Annotated in this window: 17 protein-coding genes and 2 pseudogenes; 12 read left to right on the top strand and 7 right to left on the bottom strand. The window is 61.4% G+C overall.

Annotation, left to right across the window (positions count from 1 at the left end; all coding sequences use genetic code 11):
• The first annotated feature begins 218 nt into the window (after nucleotides 1-218).
• The 6 genes and pseudogenes from LB551_RS23085 (at nucleotide 219) to LB551_RS23105 (ending at nucleotide 6649) form a co-directional block, all read left to right on the top strand.
• The gene (locus LB551_RS23085; protein WP_140554120.1) at nucleotides 219-2432 is read left to right on the top strand and encodes a putative bifunctional diguanylate cyclase/phosphodiesterase; all 2214 of its coding nucleotides are present in this window, start codon (nucleotides 219-221) and stop codon (nucleotides 2430-2432) included.
• Nucleotides 2433-2857: 425 nt separating this feature from the next.
• Entirely contained in the window at nucleotides 2858-3814 is a 957-nt protein-coding gene (locus LB551_RS23090) for an ArdC family protein (protein WP_224660545.1), read from the top strand.
• A gap of 43 nt (nucleotides 3815-3857) precedes the next feature.
• Complete coding sequence (locus tag LB551_RS23095) at nucleotides 3858-4133, top strand: DUF2958 domain-containing protein (protein WP_140554071.1); 276 nt, start codon at nucleotides 3858-3860, stop codon at nucleotides 4131-4133.
• 30 nt (nucleotides 4134-4163) lie between these two features.
• Nucleotides 4164-4379, top strand: a pseudogene (locus tag LB551_RS30160) (hypothetical protein); the annotation flags it as partial.
• Nucleotides 4380-4395: 16 nt separating this feature from the next.
• Nucleotides 4396-5430 (top strand): toprim domain-containing protein, encoded by a 1035-nt coding sequence (locus LB551_RS23100; protein WP_140554118.1) that lies wholly within the window; start codon nucleotides 4396-4398, stop codon nucleotides 5428-5430.
• A gap of 295 nt (nucleotides 5431-5725) precedes the next feature.
• Nucleotides 5726-6649 (top strand): DUF2493 domain-containing protein, encoded by a 924-nt coding sequence (locus tag LB551_RS23105; protein ID WP_140554069.1) that lies wholly within the window; start codon nucleotides 5726-5728, stop codon nucleotides 6647-6649.
• Between the two features lie 66 nt (nucleotides 6650-6715).
• Here the strand turns inward: LB551_RS23105 and LB551_RS23110 are convergent, their stop codons facing one another.
• Nucleotides 6716-7582, bottom strand: coding sequence for an alpha/beta fold hydrolase (locus LB551_RS23110; protein WP_140554067.1), 867 nt, complete (start codon nucleotides 7580-7582; stop codon nucleotides 6716-6718).
• Nucleotides 7583-8560: 978 nt separating this feature from the next.
• On the opposite strand from LB551_RS23110, the pseudogene LB551_RS23115 reads away from it, so the two are divergent.
• The 3 genes and pseudogenes from LB551_RS23115 (at nucleotide 8561) to LB551_RS23125 (ending at nucleotide 11053) form a co-directional block, all read left to right on the top strand.
• Nucleotides 8561-9707 (top strand): annotated as a pseudogene (locus LB551_RS23115) (IS110 family transposase).
• Nucleotides 9708-10257: 550 nt separating this feature from the next.
• Nucleotides 10258-10584, top strand: a complete 327-nt coding sequence (locus tag LB551_RS23120) for a DUF736 domain-containing protein (RefSeq protein ID WP_140554064.1) — start codon at nucleotides 10258-10260, stop codon at nucleotides 10582-10584.
• Between the two features lie 142 nt (nucleotides 10585-10726).
• Complete coding sequence (locus LB551_RS23125) at nucleotides 10727-11053, top strand: DUF736 domain-containing protein (RefSeq protein WP_140554063.1); 327 nt, start codon at nucleotides 10727-10729, stop codon at nucleotides 11051-11053.
• Nucleotides 11054-11200: 147 nt separating this feature from the next.
• On the opposite strand, the gene LB551_RS23130 is transcribed toward LB551_RS23125, so the two are convergent.
• The 4 genes from LB551_RS23130 to LB551_RS23145 form a co-directional block, all read right to left on the bottom strand.
• Entirely contained in the window at nucleotides 11201-11482 is a 282-nt protein-coding gene (locus LB551_RS23130; RefSeq protein WP_318012751.1) for a WGR domain-containing protein, read from the bottom strand.
• A gap of 136 nt (nucleotides 11483-11618) precedes the next feature.
• The gene (locus LB551_RS23135) at nucleotides 11619-12101 is read right to left on the bottom strand and encodes a helix-turn-helix domain-containing protein (RefSeq protein WP_140554115.1); all 483 of its coding nucleotides are present in this window, start codon (nucleotides 12099-12101) and stop codon (nucleotides 11619-11621) included.
• Nucleotides 12102-12285: 184 nt separating this feature from the next.
• On the bottom strand, nucleotides 12286-12621 hold the full coding sequence (locus LB551_RS23140) for a hypothetical protein (protein WP_140554061.1): 336 nt from the start codon (nucleotides 12619-12621) through the stop codon (nucleotides 12286-12288).
• On the bottom strand, nucleotides 12621-13319 hold the full coding sequence (locus tag LB551_RS23145) for a ParA family protein (RefSeq protein ID WP_224660546.1): 699 nt from the start codon (nucleotides 13317-13319) through the stop codon (nucleotides 12621-12623). The genes LB551_RS23140 and LB551_RS23145 overlap by 1 nt, the downstream gene beginning before the upstream one ends.
• Nucleotides 13320-13581: 262 nt before the next feature.
• Here LB551_RS23145 and LB551_RS23150 point away from each other — a divergent pair, with 262 nt between their 5' ends.
• On the top strand, nucleotides 13582-13986 hold the full coding sequence (locus LB551_RS23150; RefSeq protein ID WP_140554058.1) for a plasmid mobilization protein: 405 nt from the start codon (nucleotides 13582-13584) through the stop codon (nucleotides 13984-13986).
• On the top strand, nucleotides 13986-16103 hold the full coding sequence (locus tag LB551_RS23155; protein ID WP_140554056.1) for a relaxase/mobilization nuclease domain-containing protein: 2118 nt from the start codon (nucleotides 13986-13988) through the stop codon (nucleotides 16101-16103). The genes LB551_RS23150 and LB551_RS23155 overlap by 1 nt, the downstream gene beginning before the upstream one ends.
• Nucleotides 16104-16154: 51 nt before the next feature.
• On the opposite strand, the gene LB551_RS23160 is transcribed toward LB551_RS23155, so the two are convergent.
• Nucleotides 16155-18551: a transketolase gene (locus LB551_RS23160; protein ID WP_140554055.1), complete on the bottom strand. Its 2397-nt coding sequence runs from the start codon at nucleotides 18549-18551 to the stop codon at nucleotides 16155-16157.
• 125 nt (nucleotides 18552-18676) lie between these two features.
• On the opposite strand from LB551_RS23160, the gene LB551_RS23165 reads away from it, so the two are divergent.
• Nucleotides 18677-19150, top strand: a complete 474-nt coding sequence (locus LB551_RS23165) for an Lrp/AsnC family transcriptional regulator (protein ID WP_140554053.1) — start codon at nucleotides 18677-18679, stop codon at nucleotides 19148-19150.
• A gap of 304 nt (nucleotides 19151-19454) precedes the next feature.
• Here the strand turns inward: LB551_RS23165 and xth are convergent, their stop codons facing one another.
• Nucleotides 19455-20285: an exodeoxyribonuclease III gene (gene xth, locus LB551_RS23170; RefSeq protein WP_140554051.1), complete on the bottom strand. Its 831-nt coding sequence runs from the start codon at nucleotides 20283-20285 to the stop codon at nucleotides 19455-19457.

Below are 20285 nucleotides of genomic sequence, written 5' to 3' on the forward strand. Positions count from 1 at the left end.
CACCATCACGGTGTCGGCAGCATCCGCGGGGCCTCCTTCGCGGACACCGCGTCCCCCATCTGCCGGTCTGCTGCCGGGGACCGCTTCGCGAGTTCCCGTTTTCCTCCGAAGCGATCGAAGCCGGCAGGCCCCTCGCTCGCTCACCAGCGTCGCATGCCCTCATTGGCCGAGTAATTCCTTTTAACGGTCCAGAAGTTTTCATGACGTATGGCAAACCCATGAAGCTGCTACGACATTTCGGCGAGCCAACCCGTCGTCTCTTTCTGTTGAGAACGGCTTTGCCCATCATTGGGCTGTCACTGTTTGTTGCGATGGCCACCACAGGCCTTTTGCTGTGGTCCACGGTTCAGACCGACGGCGTTGCCGTGTCACGGCAGCAAAGTCTGGTTGCACTGATCATATCCAAGCTCGAGAGCGGAGTTGCACACGACCAGGAGAGCGTCACGGTTTGGGACGACGCGGTCACCGCACTGCGAAGCCATGATACGAAATGGCTCGATGTCAATCTCGGCAGCTGGATGCACACGTATTTCGGCCATGACGAACTCTACATTCTCGATCCCGATAATGAGCCAGTCTACGCATCGCTGGGCGGCTCAACTGTCGAGCCCGGCAGCTACCGATCCATACATTCGAATACCGCGCGTCTTGTCGACGACCTCAGGGCAAGACTGAAGCGAGGGGACACCGAAGGCGTTACGAAGCAGGTCCTCACGATAGGCGCTTCCGATATGGCGGTCATCTCCGGCCATCCTGCCATCGTGAGCATCAAGCCTGTCGTCTCCGACACTGGCCACATCGCACAAGAACCCGGTCAGGAATTTCTACATATCGCGGTTCGATATCTCGATGGCAGTCTCATCACCTCCTTGCGGCAGGACTACCTGCTCGACGGCGCGCGCTTCTCCTGGGTCAACATGCTTGCTCGGGGAGAGGCGTCTTATCCGCTGATTGACCGATCCGGTTCGACTATCGGCTTCTTTGTCTGGCAACCATATCGGCCTGGGGCGTCGGTATTTTCTCAACTGGGGCCAATGCTCGTCGCTACGTTCGGGCTGCTACTGGGCGGCGTCATCGTCGTCCTGATGAGCCTTCGCAGGCGGACCTTGAAGCTGATCGAATCCGAAGACCGAATCTATCACCTCGCCCACAATGATCTACTGACCGCCCTGCCCAATCGCAGCCAGTTCAATGACCGCTTGGCCGATGCGCTGACACGGCTGCCCTCGACAGGCGACCAGCTCGCAATTCTCTACCTCGACCTCGACCGCTTCAAGCAGGTCAACGACAGCTTCGGTCATCCCGCCGGCGATGAGCTGCTTAGGGAATTCTCGGACAGGCTAAGACGGCTCACCACGGAAGCAGATACGGTCGCGCGCCTGGGCGGCGACGAGTTCATCATCATCCACCGCCAGGTCGCAGGAGAGCATGAGGTCAAAACCCTGTGTGAGCGGTTGATTGAAACCGCTCGCCGACCCTTCGAAGTGGCCGGGGTTCAGGTCTTCGTCGGCGTGAGTGTCGGCGCAGCGCTTGCTCCGAGGGACGGATGTGACCGGGACGAATTGGTGCGCAAAGCCGACGTTGCGCTCTATCACGCCAAAGCGGCGGGCCGCAGCGGCTATGTCTTCTTCAAAGCCGAGATGGACCAGACGCTGGCCATGCGCAAGGACCTCGAACAGGAGCTACGCAAGGCGCTGCAAGTGCCTGGCCAGATCCAGGTCCATTATCAGCCGCTCTACACCGCCGACACCAACAGAATGGCGGGCGTAGAAGCCCTGGCCCGCTGGTCTCACGCGGAGCGTGGTTGGGTAGCCCCGGATTTGTTTGTACCACTGGCCGAGAAAACGGGGCTGATCGACCAACTGGGCGAACTGGTTCTGCGGCAGGCATGCCTTGATGCCGTGTCCTTGCCCATCGACACCTTGGCGGTCAATGTATCAGCCTTGCAGCTGAATAATCCGAGCTTCGCCCTGAAGGTGACGAGCATCTTATTGGAGGCGCAGATGGATCCCCGGCGCCTCGAACTGGAGGTTACGGAAAGCACGCTGTCGGAGCGCCCGACCGAATGCCAGCGCAACATCGAGGCGCTGCGCAGCATCGGGGTGCGCTTTGCTCTTGATGATTTCGGCACGGGATTTTCCTCACTGGGACGCCTCCAGACCCTGGACGTGGACAGGATCAAGATCGATCGAAGCTTTGTGCAGGGCTTTGGCCGCTCCAATGGTGACGAGGCCATCGTTCAGGCGATCATCGACATGGCGCGCGTCAGTGGACTCAACACCACGGCGGAAGGCGTTGAGACGCAGAGCCAATGCGATTTTCTGCGCAAGCTCGGCTGCGACCAGTTGCAGGGCTATTTGTTATCCAAGCCGGTGCCGAAAGAGGAGCTCCAGAATCTCCTAGAGGGAAGATCCCGGCGCGTTTCTGCCTAGGTACCGAAAACCCGACATCTCGCAACAGCTTGTGCGGTCCTTGGCGGCGTGGTCGTTCGTGTGCCCACCGCTCCAGAGCCGAAACGGGCGGCTGGTCACAAAACCCGCCAGCATTCCACGACATTGTTGCTCCTCCGCAGCTCACCAGTCGTACCTCGAAAGTCTCTCGCGGCCAGCTGGGACAAGCGTAGACATCGCTGGGACGGCTGCGAGTACCTTGCCTGTGCGCGCGTCTGTGAGAGCGGTACGACACAGCCAACCGCTCCATGGATGGCGGTCGAACACTTTCCCCACGGCGCGCCTCTCGTGTCGGCGTCAACCCATGGCGTTGAGTGAGGGCGGTCAGAGTGAGAGTGCAAACGGGTGGGCCGCGACGGGTTGAGGGCTGGGAGAGAGGCTCCCGGCGCCCGTCGCGGAGACCCGCGATGTCCAGAAAGAACGCATCCGCTCGTGCCGGCCAGGACCGGACGAGCCTTTTTGACGAAATTACCGGCAAGATCATCGCCGAACTGGAGGCGGGGCGCGTGCCCTGGGTCCAGCCCTGGGGGACGGCGGCGGCGAAGGCGAGCCTCGCACTGCCGAGGAACGCCGCCACCGGCCGGCATTATTCCGGGATCAACGTTCTGATCCTCTGGGGCGCGGTGATCGAGCACGGATTTTCCGGCCAAAGCTGGCTCACCTTTCGCCAGGCGCTCGCGCTTGGCGGCAATGTGCGCACGGGCGAACGAGGCACGACCGTAGTCTATGCCGATCGCTTTGTGCCCGAAGATGAGAAGCGGCGCGCACGCGAGGCGGGCGAGGAAGCCCAGGCGATCCCGTTCCTGAAGCGCTTCACTGTCTTCAATGTCGCACAGTGCGAGAATCTGCCGGAGAGTGTGGGGATGGTCGCGCCGTCTCCGCCGCCGGCCCTGATCGAGCCAACAGTCGAGGCGTTGATCCGCGCGACGGCAATCGACTTCCGCATCGGCGGCAACCGCGCCTTCTACGTTCCGGCGCTCGACTATGTGCAGATCCCGCCGCCCCAGGCGTATTTCGAGCCTATCAACTGGCACCGAACGGCGTTGCGCGAGTTGGGACACGCCACCGGGCATCCATCTCGTCTGGGCCGCGATATGACCGGTCGCTTCGGCACGAAGGATTACGCCTTCGAGGAGTTGGTCGCCGAGATGACCGCAGCCTTCTGCTGCGCATCGCTTGGCATCGTGCCGACCGTCCGGCACGCGGATTACATCGGGGCCTGGCTCGAGGTGCTGCGGGAGGACAATCGCGCCATCGTGCGCGCCGCGTCCTATGCCGGCAAGGCAGCTTGCTGGCTACTTGGCTTTGTCCCCGCCGGTGATGCAGACGAGGCCCAGCTTTCGACCGGCCAGACAATGGCCTGATCCTCCTACGCCTGATGCGAGCGCCTGCTCGCCAGCCACCGCGATGGCGACGGCCTCTCCACGTCAATGGACATCTTCATCCATCGACAGGCTCGCCGCCGAGCCCGATGAAGATCGCGACCCCTGTTCGGCCTTGGCTAATCTCGGCAAGCCCGAACTCGGCTCGGTCGTCATCGTCGACATAACGGCCGTCCGCCTCCCTGCCGGTCTCGGCATGGAACCTGACGTCCTGTTCGAGGATCCTGCTTCTCGTCTGTGTGTGGCGGCGAGCCGGCTATGGGAGCGGCAGCATCCCCGAGGGAGCCAGGCGGCCACGTGATGCGCTTTCACCGCTGACCGCGACCCATACATGATCCTGCCCGCGCACCTAAGCGGCGCCAGACAGCGAGAGGAGGAACGGGATTTTGTGACGGGTCGGAGGTCGAGAGAGAGGCTCTCGGCCGCCCGTCGCGGAGCAATCTCGATGCCTACTTTTGTCCAGAAGATCACGCTGCCCTCCTCGCGCAATATTCCCTTCACCCAGCTCGTGCTCGCGCAGTTCAACATCGGCGGCGTAGAGGCGGGCAGGCGGGGGTAGCATGATTACCCTTCACGACGCTTCCAACCTCGCACACCGTCTTGGCCGGCAGGCCGAGGCAGTGTGCCGTCATTATCTGTCCGTCGGTCACCGCGAGGGGCACTACTGGGTCGTAGGCGATGTGCGCAACACGCCCGGCCGCTCCATGTTTGTTCGGCTCGAGGACTCGCCGAAGGGCCCGGCCGGCAAATGGGTAGATGCCGCCACCGGCGAGCACGGCGATCTCCTCGACGTGATCCGGGAAAGCTGCGGTCTGCTCAGGTTCAAGGAAATTGCCGACGAGGCGCGGGCCTTCCTCAGCATGCCATTGCCCGGGCCGACGCCGGCCGCAATCCGTCAGCCCGCACCGCCGCATCGTTCACCCGTAGCCGCCCGCCGCCTGTTCGGTATGTCGCGGCCGATCGCGGGCACGCTCGTACAGTTGTATTTGCGCGAACGCGGCATTACCGATCTACGCGGAACCGGAAACCTGCGCTTCCACCCGCGCTGCTATTATCGTCCGGACGAGCATTCGCCGATCGAGACATGGCCGGCCATGATCGCGGCCGTAACCGACCTCGACGGCCGGATCAGCGGGGTGCATCGCACCTGGCTCGACCCGACACGCCGCGACAAGGCGCCTATCGACACGCCGAGACGGGCGCTGGGCGACCTTCTTGGCAATGCGGTCCGTTTCGGCATTGGTGGCGAGGTGTTAGCGGCAGGCGAAGGCATCGAGACCGTTCTGTCGATCCGGCAGGTCCTGCCCGACATGCCGATGCTCGCGGCACTCTCGGCAGCCCATCTCGCGGCGATCCATTTCCCCGACACGCTGCGGCGGCTCTATATTCTGCGCGACGATGATTCCGCCGGCGATCGCGCGCGGGACAGGCTGGTCGAACGGGCGAACGCGGCCGGGATCGAGTCGATCGTGATCTCGCCCCAGCTCGGCGACTTCAACGAGGATCTGTGCACCCTCGGCCTGGACGCACTGCGCATGGAAGCCCGGTTGCAGGTCGCGCCGCAGGACATGGCCCGCTTCATGGCGTTGACGACATAGCCGGCTGGAGGACAGGCGTGGGGATCGCCGCCGTGCTCGGCGGACGTCAATCCTTCGCAGAGGACCGTGCCTCGGCCTTCGAGAGAGCGATCGGCCCACAAGCCGGCCAGCCGGGCAATGGCTAAGGCCGACTATTTTCCGGCGCGGCCTCAAGGCCGCTTTCCATCGCGAGGCAAAATAGCCGGCCTTAGCCATCGAGCCCTGCGCTTGCGCTCCGCGTGCCCGGCCGTCGGGCCCGTGGGCTTCGTCGCCATAAAGGCCGCGACGGTCGCGGTCCAACCGACGGAGCATCCCCATGCGCGAGCACGACGACTACGAACCGCACCACGAATCCTCACCCACCGACCATGCCCTCAACGAACTCCAGCTCCATGGCTATCGCCCCTTTGCCGATGAGCCTGACCAGCGGCTTTTGCCCGACGGCAACCAGGTCGCGGGCGCTGTCGCCAACATCTTCGACGCCCTGATCGGCACCCTGGAGGACACGCGACTCGAACCCGACCTCGACGATCTCCTCTGGTCGACCACCAACGTATTCCACCGCGCCGCCGAGCGGATCGCGCGCGAGCTAGACGACAACGAGCAGGCGCAGAAGCGGTCGCAGCGAGAACAGGACGGCAGCGAGGTGAAGTCGGTCGAACTGGAGCGCCTGATCGCTGAGGGCATGACGCTCATCGAACGCCAGAACGCTTTCGAGCTGATGCGCGACCAGGCCGCCGAACACTACGAACGCCACGTTGGCAAGACTTGGCTCCCGCGCAGCGGATCGAGGGTCAACCATCGCGATCTGACCTCGGCGATGATCGACAGCCGCGATTTTCTGATGGCGAAGAAGCGCGCCGATCAGGAGGTGCTCCTGCCGCCGGGTCCGAAGATCGTCGTCACCGGTGGGCTCGACTTCGACAACCACCGGCTGATCTGGGCCAAGCTCGACCAAGTTCACGAGAAGCACCCCGACATGGTGCTGGTTCATGGCAAGTCGCCGAAGGGCGCCGAGAAGATTGCCTCGCTTTGGGCGAAGAACCGCAACGTGCCACAGATCGGCTTTGCGCCGGACTGGACGAAGCACGGCCGCGCCGCGCCCTTCAAGCGCAATGACACAATGCTGGAGATCGTGCCGAAGGGCGTGATGCACTTCCCCGGAACGGGCATCAACGACAATCTCGCCGACAAGGCCAAGAGGCTCGGCATCCCGGTGTGGAGGTTCGGCGGCGCTTAAGCCGCCTGATCGACTAGATCGGAGGTGGGAAGGGGCCGGTCTGGGGACACGACTGGTCGAAAGGCATCACTGCCTGGCGGACCGGAAGAACCTACGCAGTTCACGCGCCAGTATCTCAGGCGCCTCTTCCGCCATGTGGTGACCGCAGTCCAGGCTATGACCCCTCACGTCAGGGGCCCAGGAACGCCAGATCGCTGGAATGTCGCCGTATAGATCCTCTAGATCGTCACGAGCGGACCAAAGAACGAGAAGCGGACATTCGAGCATGCGGCGCGCGGCCCGATCCTCCTCATCGTGCTGACGATCGATCCCCAGCCCTGCCCGGTAGTCCTCGATCATGCCGTGAACCGTTGCCGGGTCGTGGATGGCGGTACGGAAGTCTGCGTAGGCTTCCCGACCCATATCCTCGGGACTCCCTCCGTACCAAGCGTCGGGGTCGGCCAAAATCGCACGTTCGGGTATTTCGGCCTGTGCGAAGAAGAACCAGTGCCACCAGGCTGTTGCAAACCGCGCGTCACAACGGGAAAGTGCTTCCGCGATGGGAATGCCCTCCAGGATCGCCAAGCGGCTCACCGACTCCGGATGGTCCATGGCGGTCCGAAACGCCGTGTAAGCGCCCCTATCGTGACCAACAAGCCCGAAATGAGCAAATCCGAGATGCTTCATGAGCGCAATACAGTCTCGAGCCTTGGCGCGCTTGGAAGAGCCTTCATGGTCGGGCGTGTCCTTGGGCTTGGATGATTGGCCAAAGCCGCGAAGGTCGGGGCAGATCACAGTATGATGCGCCGCCAGGAGCGGAGCCACACGGTGCCAGGTCGCATGCGTGCGCGGATGTCCGTGCAGCAGCAAAATCGGCGGCCCGTCCCCGCCCACGCGCACCCGGAGGATTGCTTCTGGCAGTGCGATTGTTTCCAGCTTGAAGCCCGCGAACATCAGCTCTTCGATAATACCGTCTGCAAATCGCTTTCGAGGCGCGGCGGGCCCCACATCCCTACGCCTCAGATTCGGAGGATAATGACGCGCGCACGCATCTGTTCCCAGACGGTCGCATGACGCGCCGCCGCCTCTCATGTGCGCTGATCCTTGACCCGGCTGACCGCTTGATGCCAACGGCCTCGCCGCTCGCCGCTCGCCGCTCGCCGCTCGCCGCTCGCCGCTCGCCGCTCGCCGCTCGCCGCTCGCCGCTCGCCGCTCGACCGCGATCGCCGCGTCGCGCCGACGCACGGCGCCGTGAAGCAGATCATGCCCTCGAACGATGGAAGATCTTTCGATCGTGGGCACAGCTCTTGCCGCGTATCGACATTCCTGCCGGTCGCTGACATGGCGGCGGCCATCAGCCGCCACGTCGCGCGGCTCAGGTCGGCATCGCCGCGGGACCACCATTTGATCCAGCTGGTGCCTTACTCGGAGCGCAAGATGCGGCATCGTTAAGTTTGACCGAACCGCTGATGCGCATGGACTTGGGAGACCTCCCCGTTGGCAGAACCGGGTGGAACACAGCAAAATGGCCTGAACCGAGGGGACGAAGCCGGTGCCTCTGGATGCGATGTCACCTTGCTTGCCCGACGGTCGCCATTGGTCGGTTTGGCCGTACCTTCTACCGCTCCACGCGGCCTCTTCGATGGCCTGATCTGGCCGAAGACCGGCTGACGCCTCAATCGCTTTTGACGCAACAGCGGCGTCGGACTTTCTTCCCCTTGCGGGACTCACCCACGCCACAGGCCGCGCGGGAGCCCCCGGGTCTCCGCCATTCCTCGCGAGACAAGAAAGACCTTCTTGGCTGTCAGGCCCCTGCGGGGTGCGTCGTCGATCGCCTGCGGCCTGCTGATCGCCATCGAGATCCTATGAGTAATGGCTACGACCTGCTCTGATGCAGCAGGCATTGTTGGCCGTTGCGGAAAGGAGCAGGAGATGACGCAGGACGGTATTCAAGAAAATGCGGCGCACAGGGAGCTTGATGCGATCTTCGTGTCGGTGGAGTTGAGCAAGAAGACCTGGTTGATCACCTCCATCTCACCGGGAGCTGGCGAGAAGCTATCGCGCCATTCCATCCCCGGCGGGGATATTGCTGGGCTTCTTGGTCGCCTCGCTCTTTTAAAGCAAAAGGCTCGTGACCGAACCGGCCGAGACTATCCGTTCGTCATCATCCAAGAAGCTGGGCTCGACGGCTTCTGGGTCCACCGGGTTCTGAAAGCAGAAGGCCACGACACTCATGTCGTTGACGCAGCATCCATAGCAACGTCTCGGCGCAAGCGGCGGGTCAAGACGGATCGGCTTGATGGCGAGACCCTTATCCGGGCGCTGCTGGCGTTCAAGCGTGGCGAACCGCGGGTCTGCTCCATGCTACGCGTGCCGACCCCCGATGAGGAGGATCGCCGCCGCATCGTCCGGGAGCGCAAGGTGTTGATGGAAGAACGTATCCGGCAACCGGATCAAGGGTCTTCTCTTGTCACAGGGCATCACCGGCTACGATCCTCTGCGACGTGATCGTCGCGATCAGCTGGAGACACTTCGCACAGGCGATGGACGGGATCTGCCCGAACATATGAAGCGCCAGGTTCTGCGTGAGGTCGACCGAATGGAAATGCTGCTCGATCAGATCAAGGCAGTCGAGGCGGAACGGGACGCCATGCTCGCCGAAGAACGCCGATCGGCGCGTGAAGTGGTTGTGCTGTCGAAAGTCGTCGGTATCGGACCGGAGTTTGCGGCCGTGCTGTGGGGAGAGGGCTTGTTCCGGTGCTTCGACAATCGCCGGCAGGTGGCGGCCTATGCCGGCCTTGCGCCGACGCCATGGCAAAGCGGGTCGATCGACCGGGAACAGGGGATCGGAAAATCCGGAAATCCGCGCCTGCGATCGACGCTGCTGGAAATGGCGTGGCTCTGGTTGCGGCACCAGCCCGCCTCAGCGCTCAGCCGCTGGTTCAACGAACGAGTCGCCCAGAATGGCGGACGCTTCAAGAAGGTGATGATCACCGCATTGGCCCGCAAGCTGGTCGTGGCTCTATGGAAATACGTCAGCGCCGGCGTGGTGATCGAAGGAGCGTTTGTCAGACCATGACGATCTGATCGCATTCCAGTTCGGCCTGGGCCTGATCAGCCCGCCGGAACCGGGTGGACGACCGCATTGCGGCATGGCTTTGACGCCGTCATCGAGACTGGTCTCGTCCTCCTGAGCCCTTGCCGCCGCAGGCGGGATTATGGTGCAGCCGCTCGAGCGGCGACCGGATGTGAGGTTGATACGTGCAAACGCGCGGATCAGGAAACGGGCTCAGACCTCAGGTTCATGTGGCGGTAGGGATCGCGCTGCTTGTGCCGATGCATGGCTGAAGGGACAATGGCCAGCATCGTTCTCGTGGGACTGATGCTGGAATCCTCCCTGTGCGGCCTCTCTACTGGCTGGTCTGGCGCCGGTCGGGCCTCTGCCTGCAACGGCTTCGCCGACCTTCTTCCCCTGCGGCTTTGCCGCATTCCTCGCGGGACAACAAGCTCGGCTGCCGCCGTCCTCCGCTGACGCTGCGGTCCACAGGATGCAGTCGGCCCGATCGTCGCCTCACGACCGCTATCGAGGCCGCACAGGGCGGCTTCGGCAACCAGTCAGGAGAACGACAATGGCTACCATCGGCAACTTCCAGCAATCGGACAACAACGAGTTCAGCGGCGAGATCGTCACCCTCTCCCTCCAGGCCAAGAAGGTCCGTATCGTTCCCGATACGCGCTCCAGCGGCGAAAACGCTCCCAGCCACCGGGTCTTCGTCGGTCGGATCGAAATCGGGGCCGCCTGGTCCAAGCAGTCCAACGAGGGTCGCAGCTACCTGGGTCTCAAGCTCGACGACCCGAGCTTCACCGCTCCGATCTACGCCAACCTCGTCGAGGGTGAGGACGGCCAGGGCTACAGCCTCATCTGGTCACGTCCGAACCGCCGCAACGGCGACTGAGCACCCTGCCAGGACGCCTCGCACCCAGCGGGGCGTCCTCCAGAAACCGGCCACTCAGCAGCTCAGAGCCACAGCTTGACGAGCGGTCCCTCATGTGAGGCCGCAATGGTGCGGGCTCGGAAAACGGACAAGGAGACCTACAATGGCGACCATCGGTATTTTCAAGAAGACCGGCTCCAACGAGTTCACCGGCGAAATCGTTACGCTCAGCGTCCAAGTCAAGGCTGTGCGCATCGTCCCCGACCAGCGCCCCACGAACGAAAACGCCCCCACACACCGCGTGCTGGTCGGCCGCGCTGAGATCGGCGCTGCCTGGTCCAAGCGCTCCAGCGATGGCCGCGACTATATGGGCCTCAAGCTCGATGATCCAAGCTTCAACGCCCCGATCTACGCCAACCTTTTCGAAGACGAGGAAGGCCAAGGCTTCTCGCTGATCTGGTCCCGTCCTAATAGCCGGCGTGGCGACTGAGGTCCGCAAGTGCCCCGGCCTGTTCGGCCGGGGCATCTGGCCTCTCAGGTCGTGAGAGCAACCTTGAGCAAGAGCGAAGCGGTCCGCAGAAAGGCGTTAGTCGAAAGCAGGTTCTGCGCGCTAGAAACGATCGTGGTTTCATCGATCCTAGCTCATGTAACCCCGCTTGATCTTTCGTCCCGCCAACCGCGACTGCTCCGAGGCTGCCTGCCTGCAATCTTCGAAAAAGTGGACTTTCTGGCGGCCTCGGGTGCCAATCCGTCCCCATAGCCGGACCAGCGACATTTCGCCGAACAGGGTGGGTTGCAATGACAGGACATAAAATCGTGCCATGTTACGAGCGCCATCAATACGGCGCAGGAATACGGGTCGGGCGCGTTGTTCATGCATCCGACTATCGATCCTCGCCATGGGATCCGTCCAATGCATCTTTCGAATCCGTGGCTCGGCATCGATTCAAAAACTTGATCGAATGTCGCCTTATCGGACAAAGGCGAGGGGGCAGCATGACGACACGTCTGCAAACGGGGACAGCTTTCCCGGAGGGCTAATCCTCCCGGGCTAATCACCGGTCGCGCGGATGGTCGCCGGCCTGTTCACCGACGAGGCCCTCGACAAGGTTCAACAGGCTTGAGGCGGTGGAAGCAGGCATATCAAGCACACGCAAGATCAGCTTCAGCTTGTCGTCGGCTTCCTGACGACTCTCACCGAAAAAATGCGGGGCTGCGAAATGGATCATTTCGATCGGTGAGCAGTCCAGAATCTCGCAGATGTGAAGTAGTCTGGTCGCATGCAGCTTTGAAAAGGCGCGCTCGTAACGTGCAAAGATCGTCTCGTGCAAGCCGACCATGATCCCCATCTGCGCCCGATTGAGCCGCCTGGCGTCGCGACGCTCCCGTACGAACCGACTGAAAGCCTGCTCCATGTCGCCGAAGCTCCGGATGCCTTCGAAACCTGGTTTCCTGTAGACCGGCTTCTCGGACTCAGCGTCTGCCGTTTCGATGAGTCCATGCTCGTCTATGTATTTCTGGACGTCCTTGATTGCCATTGCGACGGGTTTACCCGCTCCTGTGTGTGCCGCGAAGCGCGCCCACAAGACGCGACTCTTCGCCCCAAATTGCCCGATACATGAAAAAACAGAGCCAACGTGACCTCAAGCCTAGCAGGTGAGTGGGCCTGCGATCAAATTCCATATCCAGGACCATGAAGGGAGATCTGTCGATCGGCTGTAATCAAAGGCCAAGGTCGTCCAGATACTTTGCGATCGCCTGTTCCATGATCGCCTGCATCGATGTTTCGGCGGTGAAGGAGGCCAGTTTCAGCCGCCGCTTGGTCGCTCGGTCGAGGTTCACGTTCACAAAGCAACTTTCCCCCTTCACCCGCTCTCGCTTCATCCTGCGCAAGGCCTTCCTGGCCTCCTGCCTCAAGTCGCTGCCCGTCTGCGATGTGCCGTCGGGCTCGCGGTCTGTGCTGATGTCATTGGACGGGCGATCTTCGTCACCTCCCGACGATTGCTTTCGCGCAGCGAGTGCGAACTCGTCCAGGGACAGGCTTTCCTTGCGGCCCATCAGGCGTGCTCGGCTTTTGGAAGGGGACTCAACAGGGCATCGATCTCGCCCACCACTTCTTGCGTCTCGCGACGCGCTTTGCCTACAGCCTCGGACAACGCCTGCATCTGGAGAGTGCCAGTGCCGTTCTGGATATCCTTATAGATGTTGCGTTCCATTACCTCGGCCCTAAAGAGATAGGTCCCGACCTTGTCCTCGATGATGGGACGAATCTTGCGATAAAGTTCCGTCTGCCGAACAGTCATCGAAATCCGGGTGCGCAAGACGCCGTGGCGATATGACCCGCCGCGGAGCTCGTTGACCCTCACGACGGACTGGAAGCAGTCAATCGCGCCCAAGACCTCGCGCTTGGACGGCTGAATTGGAGAGATCACCAGATCGGACCGTCCAATCACAGGGTCAATGGTGGAAATATCCTCTCCAGGCGTGTCGATGAGGAGGTAGTCAAAACGATGGGCATGGCGCTCAATGAACGCATCCAGCGACTTGGCCGTCTTATGGCCGAAGACGCTGATGCCTTCTGGTTGCGCGGCCTTGTCGTGGCAGTCGCTCCACCATTTGGTCAGATTGCTTCTACCATCCATGTCAACCATCGCGACCGTCGTACCGCGCAATGCATACTCGCCGGCAATGTTCATCAAAGTGGTGGTCTTGCCGGCGCCGCCTTTGCCATTGATGGCGGAGATCACGATAGGCATGCGCGAATTCTCCTCTGAGCGTGTGTTTCTACTCGCACACGAATCCAGGATTGCTCAAGTATGGGTCCGTGGGCACATGAATTTCTATGAATGTAGAAAAACGATGTCTGAATGACAATGATAAAGTGTTTTTTTTGGGAAAATTCCTGCTTTCCGATGTCATATTGGTTGGCAGGATACGGAAAAATGTGATACATTTTTCCTGACGATCGGGGGACAAGCCCCCGATCCGCGGCTTGGCCGCGAGCGAGGCAGACGGTCCATGACTCCAGCCAACGCAACGGTTTCAGGTCGGCCGGCGAGGAGGGAGAAGGTCGCGCATATTCGGTTCGCGCCAGAGGAACTTGCCGCGCTCGCGTCGGCTGCGGAGACCGCCGGCCTGTCGGTTTCGGCCTTCGTCCGCTCGCTTGCTTGCGAGGGGGCGGGCCTCCGGCCGTTTTTGAATGAGGAGGATCAGGCGATCCTGCAACTCCTCGCCAAGGATTTGCGTGCTGTTGGCAACGCTCTCAATCAGGCCATACGCGAACTCAACACTGGGCGCATGGCTGCGGCTTCGGATGTAGCCGCAGCCGCGGACGATGCCCGCGCCATTGCATTGACGGTCGCGGCCGAGCTCTCTCAGATGACGAAGCGCGCCAGCTCGGCTCGCCGCCTTGGTGCGCGCTAATGGAATTCTTCCTGGGTGCTTTCGAACGGGACTGGGAACGCCGTCGCGCAGCGCTGCTTCACGAACTGCAGCTGGGACGAGGCGAGCGCCATGAATGGGAGTGGTGTCGAAAGGGCGGGGCGGCGTTCAGCCCAGACGACACACAAGGCGGCGGCAGGCTTTCGTTTCGTCGCAGGGACGTCGAGCTCCATCGGTCGATTCGACAACGGATCATAGCCGTGGCGCATGGAAGCCAGCCGGCGGTGGTCAAGCTCGCTTCCTATGGTGGAGGCGTGCGCGTCGCCGCGATGCTCGGCTATACTTCCCGGAATGGCGAACTGGCGGTCGAAACCGAGAAGGGCGAGCAGATCACCGGAAAGGCGGCCCTCTCGCAGCTGCGCACGCAATGGGAGCATCTTTTCGACAATCGTGCCTCGAGCCGGGACATTGGTCTGTTCCAGGTAGCGGTAAACAAAAAGACACAGGAAAACGATCGCGACCAGATCTTTCGCCATGTCCTGCGCGCCGCATTCGGAGAGCGCCGCTTTGTCTATGCAATCGAAGACGTGGACGGCGCTCATCTTCGAGTGCACGGGGTCCTGCTATTGCGCGGGCCTGACGGCGAGCGCCTGAGCGGCGACGCAAAGGCTGCTGCAATCGCACAGGAGCGGTTCGACAGGAGCAAGATCGGCAGCGTCGTGCAGGCGCGAATTCTATTTCGCGGTCACGGCAATGGCGTTGCCTTCGCGCTGAGCCGGGTTCGTGAAATGGTCGAACGCTTTGATGGGCAGGTGCGCGATAATAGGGGCACCTGCATCGCTACTTTCGAGCGGGCCGGCGGTCTCGTCCAGAGGCATTGGCGCAGGCAAATGCAAAGCCGCAAGGGACGTGACGTCATGCATCTAATCTTGTCCGCGCGCGCTGGCACCGATCCAACCGCCTTTCGAGATGCGGTGCGGGACTTCCTGGGCGATCAATTCGCAGGGCATCGCTACGCTTACGCCATGCACGATCCGGCTGAGGATCCAAAGGGAATGGCGCAGGGTGGCAAGCGGCCGCATATCCACGCTCACGCGATCGTCACCATGCGTTCGGAGTCAGGAGAACGTATCGAGACCAGCCCCCAGGTCTTCCGGGCGTGGCGCTCATTGATGGCCGAGAAAGCCCGACAGCGCGGAATCAATATGGAGCTGACCGACCGTCGCGAATTTGCAAGTGCGCCCGCCTATACTCGAACCCAGGTGCGGCCTGTCAGCTATGCGGGGAGAACCGAGCATGAGGGCACCAGCCAGTCGGCACGGGAACGCTATCTAGCCAAGCGTTCCAATATCCCTGACGCAGCACTGTCGAGCCGGAGTGCCCAATACGCGGCAGCGGCTGCCCAGGTATGGCGCGAAATTGCGCGTGATAGCTCGGTCAGGAAGGTCGCCGAGTTCGCCGAAGATCATCTCGAACGAATCCGGGCCGCATTGCGGGTTAGCCAAATCCACGCGACTGCGGTCTATCGGCGAAGGCCGGACACGAATGAGGCTAAGGGACATCTGTCACGAGAACTTTTTGGAGGCGACGAGGCTGCCATGCATGCGATGACACGTGCTGAATTGCAGGCATACGAGAAACGGGTCGAGGCCATTCTGGCCGACATTGAGCGTTCCGTCGGGCCGGGCGAGCGGGCCCGATTCCACGAGATCACAGAAGCCGCGCGCGAGGTGATGAGCATCCGCCGGGAAAATCTCCGGTTCTCCGAACAACAGCCTGTCGCAGGCGAGGTGGGTCGCGGCAAGCCAAGCGCCTCCCGCGAGGTTTCGACGTCGGCCGAGGCCGATCCGCAGGATGCTCGAACGCCACCGAAGTCGACGCACGAGCCGGTTTCTGGCAACGCGGCATTGGACCGAAGCCATGAGCTTCCGCGAGACGAACGGTTGGGGAGCGCTCGTCAGGCCCGTGACCCTCCCGGTTGGATTGCCGCCGAAAGGATGAATGAAGCCGGGCAGCCGGCGGCTGAAAGACCGAGTGGAATCCCGGAGCGGTGTGCCTCGCAAACTGATGCATCGCAACGATCGCCAGAGCACCTGCGCGAATTGGAGCAGGAATTGGAACAGCGCCACATGCGTGATCGCGACGAGCGCGAGCAGTAGGGAGGAACCGCACAAGCGTCCGCTGGCCATGTGCCTCGTTGAGCCGAGATTTTAGAGTGCGGCTCGCAAATGCCGGATTGGCCTTCCGGGCGACAGCGACTGCGCGGCTTGTGCAATGCTTTGCGCGTCAATTCCATAATGCCGATACAGATCTGCGATGGTGCCCGTCTGGCCGAAATCTTCTACGCCGAGGGACCGGGTCTTATGGCCCTGGACGGACCCGAGCCAGGCAAGGGTCGCAGGGTGGCCATCGATCACGGTGATGAGCCCGCAATTGGAGGGGACGCCGGCGAGCAATCGTTCGATGTGGCTTCGTGCGTGTGCCAGGCCGTGCTCCCTTGCGCGCTGCGCAGCAGTCCATCCGGCATTCAGGCGGTCTGCAGACGTTACGGCCAAGAGGCCTACGTCGCGGCGGTCCTCCCCGATCAACCCGATCGCATTTATCGCTTCGGGTGCAATCGCTCCCGTATAGGCGACCACGATCTGGGCATTTGGTCCTGGCTTGCGCATCCAATAGCCTCCACTGAGGATGTCTTCAGCCAACGCCTGATCAACAACGCGTTTGGGCTGCTCAATCGGCCGCGTCGAAAGTCTGAGATACACGGAGCCACCCGTTGCGTCCCTGAGCCAGCTCACGGCATCGGCATGACCATCTCCATCGCGCTGCATGTAGTCGAATGAAAACCGCAGGATTGTTGCGAGCTCGTCAACGAAGGCTGGCTCGAAGCTGGCAAGCCCGTCCTGCGCCATGCCGATCAGTGGTGTTGCTATCGATTGGTGTGCGCCGCCTTCAGGCGCCAAACTGATCCCAGAGGGAGTGGCCACGACAATGAAGCGGGCATCTTGGTAGCAGGCATAGTTCAGAGCATCGAGGCCGCGCTCGATAAACGGATCATAGAGGGTTCCTACCGGTAACAGCCGTTCGCCAAATATCGAATGGGAGAGCCCGAGAGCGGAGAGAGTTAGAAACAGGTTCATCTCGGCAATGCCGAGTTCGATGTGTTGGCCCTTTGGCGAGAATTCCCAGTTGAAGGTCGAAGGAATCCGCTCTTTTCTGAACAGGTCGGCCTTCTCTTCCCGGGCAAACAGACCTCGGCGATTTACCCATGCGCCAAGGTTGGTAGAGATGGTCACGTCCGGCGACACCGTGACGATCCTTCTCGCGAGATCAGTGTCGGCCTTGGCGATCTCGTGCATGAGAGTTCCAAAGCCATGCTGCGTCGAAACTGGCGATTGCACTTCAATGGTGAAGGCAGCAGGAACAGCGATTTTCCCGGCCTGATGGGGCGCTCGGCGCCGGGCGTTGAATGGGGCCGCCTGTACAAAAACGGCCAGTTCTTCGGCGGGCAGCAGGAGACCTTCATATGGATCCCATTCGTAACCGGGCCGAACGCCAAGGCTAGCGCGCAGGTCCTCGACCTGCTTTGAGGTCATCAGCCCCGCATGGTTATCCTTGTGGCCCGCCAGCGGCAGGCCGAATCCCTTGATCGTGTAGGCGACAAAGCAAACCGGGCGATCGTGCTCGCGCGCGTCCTGGAAGGCCTGCAACAATGAGCGCAAGTCGTGCCCACCGAGGTTGGTCATCAAACGCGCTAGGTCTTGATCCGAGCGGCTTTCAATCAGCTTGGAAGCCTGGCCTTGGTCGCCAAGATCATCGATCAAGCGCTTTCGCCATGCCGCCCCGCCTTGGTAGGCCAAAGCCGAGTAGAGCTGGTTGGGACAGTTGTCGATCCAGCTTCGCAAAGCCTCGCCCCCGGGTTCCTGGAAGGCTTCCTCGAGGAGGGAACCGTATTTGAGGATCACCACCTCCCAACCGAAATCGCGAAACAGCGAGACGAAGCGCTCCCATAACCCTTCCCGCACCACCGCGTCCAAGCTTTGTCGATTGTAGTCGACGATCCACCAGGTGTTGCGGAGTCCGTGTTTCCAGCCCTCAAGCAGAGCTTCAAAGATGTTACCCTCATCCATCTCGGCATCGCCGATGAGCGCGACCATGCGGCCCTCGGCGAGAGTGCAGGCCATGCCTTTGGCTCGAAGATAATCCTGCACCAATGAGGAAAACAGCGTCTGTGCGACCCCCAGGCCGACGGAGCCCGTCGAGAAGTCCACGTCGTCGGTATCCTTCGTGCGTGATGGATAAGATTGCGCCCCTCCGTAGCCGCGGAACGATTCCAATTTCGAGCGTGTCTGCTTGCCGAAGAGATACTGAATGGCATGGAAGACCGGACTTGCGTGCGGCTTCACCGCGACCCTGTCTTCAGGACGCAAGACCGCGAAGTAGAGCGCCGTCATTATGGTGGCGAGCGATGCCGACGATGCTTGGTGGCCTCCAACTTTGAGCCCGTCGTCATTGGGTCGAAGATTGTTGGCATTGTGGATCATCCATGTGGACAACCACAGCACCTTCCGCTCGAGAGCCTCAAGGCACGCAAGTTTAGGATCGTCCATGTCGTGCTCCATCATTTGATATGATGAGGATAGGAAAATCGGCAGGGCGATTGCAGCTAAAATTGCTATCAGGTAAGGCCATATCGGTGAGTTCAAGCCAATTTCGATGCAAGGAACAGAAGGTCATGCCAAAAAGCGTCATTGACGGTATCGATCGCAAGTTGTTGGCGGCGCTTCAGTCGGATGCTCACGCGACAACAGAAGACCTCGGCGAGATCGCCGGTCTGTCTCCATCCCCTTGCGCGCGTCGGGTGCGGATGCTGGAGAAATCTGGCGTGATCAAAGCGTATGTAGCAATCGTCGACCAGGTGAAGGTTGGATTACCCGTCAGCGCGTTTGCGTCCGTCAAGCTGGAACGACAACGGGAAGAAGAGCTGGATCGATTTTCAAATGCTGTCCTGCGCTGGCCGGAAGTCGTGGAGTGCTATCTGATGACTGGCAAGATGGACTTCCTGCTGCGCGTCGTCGTCAAAGACTTGGAGGCTTATGAAGCATTCCTGAAGCAGAAGCTCACTAGACTCGATGGCGTGGCATCAATCGAGTCGAGTTTTGCCCTTGGTCAAGTGAAACATGCTCATGGACTGCCAATCGACGCTTAGGTCACCAATATATTTGGCGCTCTACTAGCCTGCCCTTAAGCAGGTTCGAGACGGATTTCAATCAAGAAAACCCGGCTTTTTCGGTCAGTTGAGGGCCCGCACAACGGTAGTCCAGATCAACAAAATACCACCAATGTTTCTGTGGGATTGGCTCGGTCCGCCTACGGTCAATGCCATCGCACCTGTCTCGGACGCGCTGCTGAATGCTGCAGCGATTTGGGCGTAGGCATTGTAGGCGCACGAAGCCTGTCTGCGCCGCAGCTATGTGGCGGGAAGGTTTCATCATTGGTGAGTAACGAAGGCCCTAGCCGGGACCGGAGCTGCTTCGTTCGTCAGGCGCCGAACGGCTGCGAGGCGGTGCCTTTTGCGAGAGCTCGATCCAGACCGGCGCGTGATCGCTGCTCTTTTCCCAGCCGCGCACCTCGACGTCGACTTGCGCGTCGATCAGCCGCTTCTTGAGCGACGGGCTCAGCAGAAGGTGGTCGATGCGCAGGCCTGCGTTGCGGCCGAAGGCGTTGCGGAAATAGTCCCAGAACGTGTAGATCTTCTCACCGGGATGACGCGCGCGCAGCGCGTCGGTCCAGCCTTGTTTGAGCAGCGTCGCATAGGCGGCGCGCGCCTCGGGCGCGAACAGAGCATCGTCCAGCCAGCGCTCGGGCTTGTAGACATCGAGTTCGGTCGGCATGACGTTGAAATCGCCTGCCAGCACCACTGGCTGTTTGGACCCGACGAGTTCGGCTGCGTGGTCGATGAGCCGATCGAACCAACGCAGCTTATAGTCGAATTTCAGGCCGGGCCTCGGATTGCCATTCGGAAGATAAAGGCATCCGATAAGGATGCCGTTGACTGCTGCTTCGATGTAGCGGCTATGGCTGTCGTCGGGGTCGCCCGGAAGGCCGCGCCGCGTTTCGTGGATTTTGCCGACGCGGCTCAGGATCGCGACGCCGTTCCAGCTTTTCTGGCCATGCCAGACCACGTCATAGCCGAGGTCGCGGATCGGCCGTTCCGGGAACTTCTCCTGGGGCGCCCTGAGTTCCTGGAGGCAGGCAATGTCCGGCGCTGCCTCTTCCAGCCAGCGCAGCAGCACCGGCAGGCGGCCGTTGACGCCGTTGACGTTGTAGGTCGCGATCCTCAT

Origin of the sequence: Mesorhizobium sp. BR1-1-2, assembly GCF_020165435.1 — a bacterium.
Lineage (GTDB): Bacteria > Pseudomonadota > Alphaproteobacteria > Rhizobiales > Rhizobiaceae > Mesorhizobium.

Coding starts and splice junctions, on each gene's coding strand:
- LB551_RS23085 (WP_140554120.1), top strand. CDS start 219: ATGAAGCTGCTACGACATTTCGGCGAGCCAACCCGTCGTCTCTTTCTG.
- LB551_RS23090 (WP_224660545.1), top strand. CDS start 2,858: ATGTCCAGAAAGAACGCATCCGCTCGTGCCGGCCAGGACCGGACGAGC.
- LB551_RS23095 (WP_140554071.1), top strand. CDS start 3,858: ATGGCGACGGCCTCTCCACGTCAATGGACATCTTCATCCATCGACAGG.
- LB551_RS23105 (WP_140554069.1), top strand. CDS start 5,726: ATGCGCGAGCACGACGACTACGAACCGCACCACGAATCCTCACCCACC.
- LB551_RS23110 (WP_140554067.1), bottom strand. CDS start 7,582: ATGTTCGCGGGCTTCAAGCTGGAAACAATCGCACTGCCAGAAGCAATC.
- LB551_RS23120 (WP_140554064.1), top strand. CDS start 10,258: ATGGCTACCATCGGCAACTTCCAGCAATCGGACAACAACGAGTTCAGC.
- LB551_RS23125 (WP_140554063.1), top strand. CDS start 10,727: ATGGCGACCATCGGTATTTTCAAGAAGACCGGCTCCAACGAGTTCACC.
- LB551_RS23130 (WP_318012751.1), bottom strand. CDS start 11,482: ATGCATTGGACGGATCCCATGGCGAGGATCGATAGTCGGATGCATGAA.
- LB551_RS23135 (WP_140554115.1), bottom strand. CDS start 12,101: ATGGCAATCAAGGACGTCCAGAAATACATAGACGAGCATGGACTCATC.
- LB551_RS23140 (WP_140554061.1), bottom strand. CDS start 12,621: ATGGGCCGCAAGGAAAGCCTGTCCCTGGACGAGTTCGCACTCGCTGCG.
- LB551_RS23145 (WP_224660546.1), bottom strand. CDS start 13,319: ATGCCTATCGTGATCTCCGCCATCAATGGCAAAGGCGGCGCCGGCAAG.
- LB551_RS23150 (WP_140554058.1), top strand. CDS start 13,582: ATGACTCCAGCCAACGCAACGGTTTCAGGTCGGCCGGCGAGGAGGGAG.
- LB551_RS23155 (WP_140554056.1), top strand. CDS start 13,986: ATGGAATTCTTCCTGGGTGCTTTCGAACGGGACTGGGAACGCCGTCGC.
- LB551_RS23160 (WP_140554055.1), bottom strand. CDS start 18,551: ATGGACGATCCTAAACTTGCGTGCCTTGAGGCTCTCGAGCGGAAGGTG.
- LB551_RS23165 (WP_140554053.1), top strand. CDS start 18,677: ATGCCAAAAAGCGTCATTGACGGTATCGATCGCAAGTTGTTGGCGGCG.
- xth (WP_140554051.1), bottom strand. CDS start 20,285: ATGAGGATCGCGACCTACAACGTCAACGGCGTCAACGGCCGCCTGCCG.